General features: G+C 44.5%; 9 protein-coding genes. 2 read left to right on the top strand and 7 right to left on the bottom strand.

Annotated features, from left to right (window positions below):
- Positions 1-124: 124 nt before the first annotated feature.
- Positions 125-373: a hypothetical protein gene (locus F9817_RS02235; RefSeq protein WP_161153330.1), complete on the top strand. Its 249-nt coding sequence runs from the start codon at positions 125-127 to the stop codon at positions 371-373.
- 11 nt (positions 374-384) lie between these two features.
- Positions 385-846, top strand: a complete 462-nt coding sequence (locus F9817_RS02230; RefSeq protein ID WP_161153329.1) for a hypothetical protein — start codon at positions 385-387, stop codon at positions 844-846.
- Between the two features lie 311 nt (positions 847-1,157).
- Here F9817_RS02230 and F9817_RS02225 read toward each other — a convergent pair whose 3' ends face one another.
- The 7 genes from F9817_RS02225 to F9817_RS02195 are packed head-to-tail and all read right to left on the bottom strand — an operon-like array spanning position 1,158 to position 7,827.
- Positions 1,158-2,231 (bottom strand): ABC transporter substrate-binding protein, encoded by a 1,074-nt coding sequence (locus F9817_RS02225; RefSeq protein ID WP_161153328.1) that lies wholly within the window; start codon positions 2,229-2,231, stop codon positions 1,158-1,160.
- Between the two features lie 34 nt (positions 2,232-2,265).
- Positions 2,266-3,369, bottom strand: coding sequence for an NAD(P)/FAD-dependent oxidoreductase (locus F9817_RS02220; RefSeq protein ID WP_161153327.1), 1,104 nt, complete (start codon positions 3,367-3,369; stop codon positions 2,266-2,268).
- Positions 3,356-4,744 carry an FAD/NAD(P)-dependent oxidoreductase gene (locus tag F9817_RS02215; RefSeq protein WP_161153326.1) on the bottom strand — a complete coding sequence of 463 codons (1,389 nt, stop codon included), beginning with the start codon at positions 4,742-4,744 and terminating at the stop codon, positions 3,356-3,358. Before F9817_RS02215 ends, F9817_RS02220 begins: the two co-directional genes overlap by 14 nt.
- Positions 4,734-5,078 (bottom strand): (2Fe-2S)-binding protein, encoded by a 345-nt coding sequence (locus F9817_RS02210; protein ID WP_161153325.1) that lies wholly within the window; start codon positions 5,076-5,078, stop codon positions 4,734-4,736. Before F9817_RS02210 ends, F9817_RS02215 begins: the two co-directional genes overlap by 11 nt.
- A 9-nt stretch (positions 5,079-5,087) precedes the next feature.
- Positions 5,088-5,882, bottom strand: coding sequence for an ABC transporter permease (locus F9817_RS02205; protein ID WP_161153324.1), 795 nt, complete (start codon positions 5,880-5,882; stop codon positions 5,088-5,090).
- A 2-nt stretch (positions 5,883-5,884) separates the two neighbouring features.
- Complete coding sequence (locus tag F9817_RS02200; RefSeq protein WP_202436312.1) at positions 5,885-6,790, bottom strand: ABC transporter permease; 906 nt, start codon at positions 6,788-6,790, stop codon at positions 5,885-5,887.
- Positions 6,787-7,827, bottom strand: coding sequence for an ABC transporter ATP-binding protein (locus F9817_RS02195; protein WP_161153323.1), 1,041 nt, complete (start codon positions 7,825-7,827; stop codon positions 6,787-6,789). The genes F9817_RS02200 and F9817_RS02195 overlap by 4 nt, the downstream gene beginning before the upstream one ends.
- Between the last annotated feature and the right edge of the window lie 72 nt (positions 7,828-7,899).

The following is a 7,899-nucleotide window of genomic DNA, read 5'->3' as shown; positions in this document are numbered from 1 at the left end:
ATATTTATATAGATGCTAATGTTTATTTTCTAGTTTCTCTGGCCTTGAATGAGTTGGCATGAAAATCGCTTGAATAATATCGATATCTAAAGTATCAAAATATAAATAAATTCCGGAGGGAAATATGGCTAACGAAAAAATGCAACATACGACTACTGGAGAAAAAATTGACGATGTACGTACTAAAGCTGAAGAATTAACCAAAGAAGCAGCAGAAACCATAAAAGAAGAGACGAAGAAGAATGTCGAATCGAGTAAAAAGGCATTGAACTCAGTTTCCGGTAGTGCGGAAAATATGGTGAAAGATAAACCATTCGTTAGTATAGGGTGTGCTTTTGTAGCCGGTGTAGTGCTAGCTAAGTTATTAAAATAGTAGCCAATTCTATGTCTAATCAAAGAAAAGAGAGAGAGGCCACCGAGCAAGGTGGCCCATCACAAAAAGCTCATCAACAACCAAAGCAGCCAATAACTGAGCTACTAGGGCTTGTCGCGCGTTTGCGAGATATTGCAGCATACTCGCAAGAGTGGGGTGATAATACTATCAAACTTTTTTTTCTTGAGTTAGATATGAGTGTCATAGCGTTAAAAAGAAAAGTGATTGTATCGGTATTATTGCTTTTCCTAATGCTAATTTTTTTTCTGTCACTATGCATACTGATTGCCGTTGTTACCTTTGAAATAACTAGCTCAATAATATTAGGTAGTGTTAGTTTTGTGGGGGCTTTAGCCATAATTTTAATCATATTAATGTTTTATCAACACTATCTTAATAGATTTGTTTCGCTAAAAAGAACCAGAGAACAAATAAAAGAAGGCATAGATGTTTTTACTCAAAAAGAAGATTAAGATGATTAAAGCTCATCGTTCGAAAGGCAAAATATTAGCTCAAAATGTTCATTCTTCGATATGCTGTTTACAATCTGAAGCAAAAAACTATGTGAAGAGTTACCCTTTATGTTCCGGAGGAGCGTTGGTTGTTTCATTAGGATTATTCAACATCTTTTCTAAAGCGTCCTTTAGCCATAAACGTTTGGTGATTAGGGCTTTGAGACAAGTATCTCAGAGATGTTCTCTAAACATATATTAAGCAAGCTATTCAAACAAAATAAGGCCGCTGCGTATTTAGCGGCCTTTTCACACTGAATCAGACTACATATTTATTCGACTTCGCGGTTCCAACGTTTGTTCCATGTTGGACGGTTATGGTTGATCTTATCCCAATCTAACGTCACCGCTGTTTTCATATATTCCGCACTCTTTTCTAGTTCCTGTTTTTCAATCCCGGTGCCTTTAACTTTGGAGTTAACGGGTATATAAGCCGCATGTTTTAGTGCTAGTGCTTGGGCTTTTTCTGATAATACCCAGTTAGTCAGTTTTTGGGTTAGCTCTTGGTTTTTACTATTATTCACAACACATTGAGTATAGAAAAGTGTGACTGAGCCTTCTTTTGGATTGGCATACGCCACATCGACTCCTTTTGCCTTCCATGCAGAGACTAAGGTTGGTGTTATTGGGAATATACCGGCTTCATTGGTTTGTACCATTTCAGATAGTTTTGACGAACCAGCAATATAGACTTTTACATCTTTACCCACTGTATCTGGCCATGCTTTAAAGCCTGGATTCACATTATCTTCTGTACCATTGTGCAGACGGTTAAACATCAAGAACGCGTGTAAACCAAAGGTAGAAGAAGGAAGCGATTGGAAAATCAACTTACCTTTATATTTTGGATCAGCTAGATCGTTCCATGAGGTAGGGGCTGCCCAGCCGTTTTCTTTAAACATCTTCGTGTTATAACCAATTCCGGTTAAGCCAATACTCACGGCTGTCGCCATATCACCTTTGATGTGAGCCGATTTATAAATTTGTTGGTCAATATCTTGATCCAAATGGGTTTGTGTACAAAGGCCCATTTTGATGGCGCGATACATTAAACCATCATCAAGAAACATCAGATTCATTTGTGGGTTTTCTTTACTGGCACGAACTTTTGCCAATACATCTGAAGAGGTGCCCGGAATCACCATGATTTTGACGTTATTAGCTTTTTCAAAAGGAGGGAAGACATACTGCTCATACATTTTCTGCATAGTGCCACCGTTCATCCCAACATACAGTGTGGTTTCAGCTGCGGCGGGCATTGCTGCACCAGCGAGTAGTGCGCCAGTCACGAATGTTGCAATAAGAGATTGACGACCTGAGAGTGATTGATAAGTCCATTTTTTCATGTGTTTCTCCTTGATTAATTGTCTAGCAGTCGGATCATGCGAATCGAGACATACTAAAAGGGGTAAGATCAGTTGTGGTGCTACCATGAGCAACGAGATCGGCCAGCGCAGCTCCTGCGCCTGGGCCGATTTCAAAACCGCCACCGGAAAAGCCAAACCCGTAGTAAAGGCCTGAGTGATTTAAGCTCTTGTCGATCACTGGGGTGTTTTCGGGTAAGAATCCTTCCATACCCGACCAAGTCCGTAAAATTTGGGTGTTTTTCATCGATGGAACTAATTCCAAAAGACGGGCCATAAGGGCCATGAGATTATTGCTGGTGGCGCGCGAAGAGGAATCACTGACGGCAACGCCAGTTCCGCCGCCAAATACCACATTACCGCGAGTCACTTGGCGGATGTATATGTCGCCTCCCTGCACACCTAAACATGGATGGAGAAAATAAGGGATAGGCTCCGTGACAGCCATCGCAGGAAAGCCGTGCGTTAATGGAAACGATTCCCCCAGTTGTGTCGCGATGTTGTTACTCCACGCACCGGCGCCGATAACCAACTGTTCGGCTTCGTAGATGCCTTCTTTGGTCGTAACGCGATAACCGGTTGCAAGCTTTTCTACTGTTTGTACTGGCTCACGTTCACACACTCGCGCGCCTGCTCGGCGTGCTGCTGCAGCAAATGCTGGGCTTACAATACGAGGGTTTGCTTGGCCATCATGCGGAGAGAGTGAACCACCAAGAACTCGGCCACTAAACCACGGGTAGCGACGGCGGATTTCATCGCCAGATAACATTTGTAGATCAAGTCCCATGCCTTGCGAATCAGCATAGTAGTCATTAAGAATGGTCAGTTCTTCTTCGTTACGGGCAATTTTAAGATGTCCGGTCACTGTATATTCGAACTTGCCGCCAATGACATTGTCTGCATCGCGCCAGATATCACGCGCACGAATCGCTAGGGGAAGATGCGAGACCGGGCGCCCTTGGCAACGTACGCCACCAAAGTTAACCCCACTTGAACGACTGCCACACACATCACGCTCAATTAACGTAACGTTAAGCCCCTTTTGGCTCATAAAAAGCGTGGCGGATGAACCTACAATACCACCACCAATGACGATAACATCTGACTTAATGGTGTTCATCGGCCAGCTCCTCTTCAACAATAATAGGGATAGGTTTTAATGGGCTTTGTGAACGAATTCGCCCGACAGCATCGATGGGTTTATTGGTTTCATAGGCTAATAATTCATGAATCGCTGTGCTGCAGACTCGTCCCTGACAACGTCCCATACCGCTGCGGCAATGTGCTTTTAACTGATTCATCTCTTCAGCGCCTTTATTGTGCACCGTGGCACGAATATCTCCGGCAGTCACATTTTCACAGCGGCAGATGACGGTATCGTCTGAGACGTTGGCTGCCCATGTCGTAGGAAAAGGAAAAGCTTTTGTTAAGCCATACGAAAACGTGGTGTAGTGCCCCAAGCGTTTATCGATGGCTGACGATGCATGCTCAGAAACGGGCAAGTTAAGGGAGCTTAGGATTTGATTTGCGGCTTTTTCACCGCTGAGTTTGGCGGCATAGACGCCAGCAATGCCACTGCCATCGCCGGCGAGATACAGTCCGGGGACTGTGGTTTGTTGGTTATCTAATTTGGGTAGCCAATCGCGATATTGCTCATGGTAGTAGAACTCGCAGCCCAATAAGTCAGGTATTTGGGTTTCAGAACGCAGCCCATACCCAAAGGCGATTGAATCACATTCGATATAATGGCTTGCTTTGCTTTCTCCCTCTTTATGCCAATGAATTCCAGTCACTTTTTTATCGCCATTAGCAGAATCTAGGCGCGCGTTATAGACGATTTTTACCCCTGCACGTTTCAGTTCAGTGAGAAAATAGACGCCTTTGTACACGACTTTAGGCGCGTGCAGCAGTTTGGTTGTCGCTTTGCATTGATCCATAAAACCGGAATAGTCGAGGATGGCTTTAAGGTTTGCACCAGCTTTGAGATATTGCCAAGCCAGTAAATAGAGTAATGGACCATTACCAGCAAGTACGATCTCACTGCCGATTACGCACCCCTGATTTTTGAGTGCAATCTGCGCTGCACCGAGTGTGTAAATACCGGGGAGTGTCCAGCCAGAAAAAGGCAAAATACGGTCAGTCGCACCGTTAGCAATAATCAATGAATCCCAATGGAGTTCTTTGTATTTTGGGCGTTGTTGGTCAAACAGATATAGCGTATTGCCAGCGGCGTTCCACACTAGGTGGTGAGGTAAATAGGTGACGTGAGGTTGAATTGCTTGCCATTCATCCAGTGTTTGCTCTGCTTCTTTTGCGTCAAAGCCATACAACTGTTTTTTGGTGCGTGTAAAGTTATCGGGTTGCTGGCGATAGATTTGCCCACCCGATTTGCCATTTTCGTCTATGACGGTGGGATGAATACCTTGAGCAACTAAGGCCTTAGCGGCTGACATTCCTGCAGGACCCGATCCAAGGATCACCACATTATGATTCATGAGCAGGTTCTCCTTGAATAACAGGCGATGTCGAGAAGAGTTCCATCCCCGCTTGCAACGGCGTTGAACAAGAACGAATACGTTCTCCTTGTTGATCCCACACCCAACATTCTTGACACGCCCCCATTAAACAGAAGCCGCTTCTTGGCTGGTGGCTAAATTCGTTTTTTCGTAGGTAAGGGAAGCGAGTCAAAATGGCGATAAGAATCGAATCACCTTCAAAACCGGTGATGTCTTGACCGTCAAATGAAAAAACAATGGGAGTCCGATCTAGCTCTTGGACTCGATGCATGATGATAGTATTTCCTTCCTCATGCCAATGCGGTTTGTCCATAAGTACCTCTTAATTTTTTCCTATTAGCAGGCGATCCAATCCGTAGAAGCGATCAATAACAAACATAAGAACGGCAGTGATTAAAATCATCACCGTAGAGACGGCCGCAATCATTGGGTCGATAGATTCTGTGGTGTACATATACATGCGTACCGGTAGCGTGATGGTTGACGGGGATGTCACAAATACCGACATGGTCACTTCATCAAAGCTATTGATAAACGCGAGTGCCCAGCCTCCGGCAATGCCCGGTAGAATGATTGGCAGGGTGACTTTGAAAAATACGGTAAGTTTGTTGGCTCCCAGTGATTGCGCCGCTTGCTCTGTCGCGCGATCAAAACCCATCAAGGCAGTAAAAATAAGGCGCAATACATAGGGGGTAACGACGACGATATGAGCGAGTAGCAGCCAAAATATCGAACCATTTACTCCCATTAAGGTAAACATGCGCATTAACGCCACACCAAGAACGAGGTGTGGAATCAGCAGAGGTGAAAACAGCAAGGCGCTAATGGTTTTCTTCCCCGGAAATTCGTAGCGAATCAGGGCTAATCCAGCGGGAATCGCGATTAAACAAGATAGTGTGGCAGAACCTGCCGCTAATCCCAAGCTGAGCCAAAATGAACTGATGAATTCGTCGTGTTCGAGTAGGGTATAAAACCAACGTAATGACCAGTGAGTCGTTGGTAAACTCAATGTTGGTTCGGGGGTAAAGGCTACTAAGCAAACCACAACGAGAGGTGCCAACATAAAGGTGACGACCAAGCAATGGAATATAAGTGAAATAGGACCATTTTTGCTCATCGTTAATCCTCCAATTTACGTTTATAACGGCGTTGTAATAGACGGTTGAAATTCACGATGATCAGCATATTCGCCAGTAATAATATCAAGGCTAATGCCGCGCCTGTTGGCCAGTTAAGCTCCCGCAAATACTGGTCGTATATCAGGGTGGCAACGACTTTAAACCGACGACCACCTAAGATGCCTGGGATAACAAATGAACTTGCACTTAATGCAAATACAATCAGAGATCCGGAGAGAATGCCTGGAGTCATTTGGGGCAATAGCACTTTATAGAAGGTACTCCAGCGGCTGGCGTTCAAAGAGAGCGCTGCGTTTTCAACTTCGGGATCCATTTTTTGAATGGTGGTCCAAAGCGGAATTAACATGAACGGCATCATCACGTGCACAAGTGCAATAATGACAGCGGTTTGTTGATAGAGCATGGTGACGGCGGGAATGCCAAAAAATTCTAAACAGCGGTTAATCAAGCCATTGTCTGCTAATAATAAACTCCAGCCAAATGAGCGGATGACCACCGAAATCAGCAGTGGAGAAAGGATCACCACTAACATGATTGAGCGCCATCCTCTTGCCATACGGTTAAGAATCATCGCTTCAGGAATCGCTATCATGGCGCACAACAGAGTCACTAAAAAGCTAACCCAAATGGTGCGACCAAAGATTTCCCAATACCATGGGTCTGCAAAAATGCCGGTAAAGTTATCGAGGGTAAATGTTCCTGCAATAGCACCTAGGTCTGGGTCATAACGGTTAAAAGACAGCATAATGGTGATAGCAAGCGGCGTAATGATCATGATGAGAAAAATCATGGTACCAATGCTGCACATAAACCAAGGTGCAATGTGGGGGGATTTGGGACGTATTGAGCGCTGTGTTTCTGGAGCTAAAACATCATCTGCCATCATGCTGCGACCTCTTCATGATTGCGCTCTGAAGTGGGTAGCAGGCGACAATCATTATCGGCCCAATTGAGGTCTATCGGCGCGCCTATCTTGAGTGCATTTGGTGTATTGTGTGATGACATCACCTCTAATCGACCGACTGGAGTATCGATGAGATATACCCAGTGACTGCCCATGAAAAATTGCTCAGTTAGCACTCCACCAAGTCGTCCTTGACCTTGGGGCACAATAACAAGAGATTCGGGGCGTAAACTCAGAATCACCATTGAATTGGCGACAAAATGAAATTTTCTTTGTAATTCAATCTTAAACTGATTGGCTAGTGTGAGAGTCGTACAGGTTGGCGTTACTTGAGTAATGGTGCTTTTTATAAGATTTGAATGACCCACGAACGAAGACACAAAAGTATTTTTCGGATATTGATACAGCTGTTGTGGTGTATCTGTTTGCACGATGACGCCATCTTGCATCACCACGACCCGATCACTAATAGACATGGCCTCGTTTTGGTCGTGAGTCACCATTAGCGTGGTGGTACCAAACGATGATTGGATGCGACGCAGTTCATCAAGCAGCAAAATATCTGGGTTAATAACCAGAGCACGCGCTAACGCAACTCGCTGTCTTTGACCCCCTGAAAGGTGGCGTGGGTAGCGGTCTTTGTATTGGTCAAGATGGACGTGTTTAAGAATTTTTTCGGTGCGTTGAATTTTTTCGGTGGATTCTACTTTGCGCATTTGCAAACCGAACATCACATTTTCCGCCACCGTCATATGTGGAAATAGCGCATAGGATTGAAATACTATGCCTAAGCCTCGTTCATTCGGTGGAACTTGAGTGATATTGCGATCTTTCAGCATGATGGCGCCATGAGTAACGTCCACAAAACCTGCAATCATTTGTAATGTTGTGGTTTTCCCACATCCAGAAGGGCCAAGCAGTGAAATGAATTCGCCTTGTTCAATCGACAGATTGATATTTTTTATTACTTGTCGACCGCCGTAATTCTTACACAGATTGGATAGTGACAAAAAAGCCATAACAGTGCCTCCATTCAGGAACATGTATCGTTGTTGAGCATGTTCGTATACGTTTCCTTGTTATCAGAAAGT

The organism is Vibrio eleionomae (assembly GCF_009874545.1).
GTDB lineage: Bacteria > Pseudomonadota > Gammaproteobacteria > Enterobacterales > Vibrionaceae > Vibrio > Vibrio nitrifigilis.
The sequence above is the reverse complement of the archived record's forward strand: the minus strand, read 5'-3'. Positions and strand labels throughout refer to the sequence as shown.

What these genes read in the sequence shown, in the direction of transcription:
- F9817_RS02235 (WP_161153330.1), top strand. Translation starts at nt 125, where the DNA reads ATGGCTAACGAAAAAATGCAACATACGACTACTGGAGAAAAAATTGAC.
- F9817_RS02230 (WP_161153329.1), top strand. Translation starts at nt 385, where the DNA reads ATGTCTAATCAAAGAAAAGAGAGAGAGGCCACCGAGCAAGGTGGCCCA.
- F9817_RS02225 (WP_161153328.1), bottom strand. Translation starts at nt 2,231, where the DNA reads ATGAAAAAATGGACTTATCAATCACTCTCAGGTCGTCAATCTCTTATT.
- F9817_RS02220 (WP_161153327.1), bottom strand. Translation starts at nt 3,369, where the DNA reads ATGAACACCATTAAGTCAGATGTTATCGTCATTGGTGGTGGTATTGTA.
- F9817_RS02215 (WP_161153326.1), bottom strand. Translation starts at nt 4,744, where the DNA reads ATGAATCATAATGTGGTGATCCTTGGATCGGGTCCTGCAGGAATGTCA.
- F9817_RS02210 (WP_161153325.1), bottom strand. Translation starts at nt 5,078, where the DNA reads ATGGACAAACCGCATTGGCATGAGGAAGGAAATACTATCATCATGCAT.
- F9817_RS02205 (WP_161153324.1), bottom strand. Translation starts at nt 5,882, where the DNA reads ATGAGCAAAAATGGTCCTATTTCACTTATATTCCATTGCTTGGTCGTC.
- F9817_RS02200 (WP_202436312.1), bottom strand. Translation starts at nt 6,790, where the DNA reads ATGATGGCAGATGATGTTTTAGCTCCAGAAACACAGCGCTCAATACGT.
- F9817_RS02195 (WP_161153323.1), bottom strand. Translation starts at nt 7,827, where the DNA reads ATGGCTTTTTTGTCACTATCCAATCTGTGTAAGAATTACGGCGGTCGA.